Source organism: Candidatus Stoquefichus massiliensis AP9 (assembly GCF_000455285.1).
GTDB classification, from domain to species: domain Bacteria; phylum Bacillota_I; class Bacilli_A; order Erysipelotrichales; family Coprobacillaceae; genus Stoquefichus; species Stoquefichus massiliensis.
In genome coordinates this window covers 333,505-334,805 of record NZ_HG005287.1, presented here as the reverse complement: position 1 = coordinate 334,805, position 1,301 = coordinate 333,505, and the positions used below count along the sequence as shown (strand labels likewise).

Sequence of the window (1,301 nt, the reverse complement as noted above, 5' to 3'; positions counted from 1 at the left end):
CAGGATGGGAGAAAAAAGAGGGAAACGAGGATAGGTCAGCATTATGCTTACGGTCATACCCTCACAACGAAAGAAAGTCGAATTTTAGCAAGTTATGGCGAAACAGAGCCTGCCGGTTTTATTATATCGGTCAGGCTTTTTTTCGTGCCTGAAATTATTTTCACAATTTTTAGAAAATGGTTCACAAATCACGCCTTGCTGTACAGATATGGTGCGGAAAGAGAGAGATACAGCTTTTCAAGTCATAGAGGGAAAGGAGGTGTGAATATGAAACCATCAGACTTCCAAAAGACCATACAGTGCCAGTTTGACTGTCTGCTAAAGAAAGTCACGAAAGGGATTGTCCTGAACTATCAGAAAGAACTGTCCAGACGTTCCAAACGGGAATCCCTCTTTTGTGAACTGCCGGAGCTTGTCATAGATAAGCTGGGCACATGGGATGAATACGGCACTGACAGCACCACGTTCAGTGTCTGCGGCATCGACATCCGTGTGCTGGATGATAAGCTGGCAGCCGCATTAAAAAAGCTGCCGGAGAAAAAGCGCAGCATCCTGCTGATGTACTATTTTCTTGAAATGAGCGATACAGAAATCGGTGAGCTGTTCCACATGACAAGGAACGCTTCCCATAAGAGCAGGACAGGTTCACTTGATAAAATCAGAAAAATGTTAGAGGAGGAAAAGCCAAGCCATGAATGAAGCATTTGCACTGCCATCGTTTTACCTGATATCTTCTGCTGCTGACGGCAGCGAACGGTCAATAGAAAAGCTATTGCAGTTCTATGACCCTTACATATCAAAATGCAGCCTGCGCCCTCTCTATGATGAATACGGCAATGTCTATATCGCCGTTGACATGGAGCTGAAAGGACGCATCAGAGAAGCAATCATAAAAATGATTTATGAATTTGAGATAGAAGCAAGCTAGAAAGCTGCGGGACATGATACAACTTCTCTCTTTCCAGTTCCGCTTATCGTTCTATGAAAATCCATTCAGAGCTGTGATGGGTTTTCATAGGCTGATAAGCAGCCGTATATGCTCTTTGAAAACTGAATAAAGCAGACAGATACGTTTGTGATGACAGCAAGCCGACGGAGATTGCACGCCATGACCTTTCCTCATGGAATGGAAAGTGAGCGATTCATGCAATGCTTCGGGAGCGACCTTTGGAAAGGTGGTTCTGCCATGACCTGTTGTCACAGAATAATGATACGCCCTAATGATACGGTTCACTCATAAGAATGAGAATAGTTGAGATACTAGCGGAGCTTGCCGAAGCCGTTTGTCTGCTTGAAAAAAA

2 protein-coding genes are annotated in these 1,301 nt (G+C 44.1%); both read left to right on the top strand.

Annotated elements, in window-relative coordinates; genetic code table 11:
- Positions 1–699, top strand: a 699-nt coding sequence (locus tag BN350_RS21925) for an RNA polymerase sigma factor (RefSeq protein ID WP_478209953.1), incomplete at its 5' end; no start/stop codon positions are given.
- A complete protein-coding gene (locus tag BN350_RS07620) occupies positions 692–928 on the top strand; it encodes a helix-turn-helix domain-containing protein (protein ID WP_028043065.1) in 237 nt (78 codons plus the stop codon). The genes BN350_RS21925 and BN350_RS07620, both read left to right, overlap by 8 nt.
- Positions 929–1,301 lie beyond the last annotated feature (373 nt).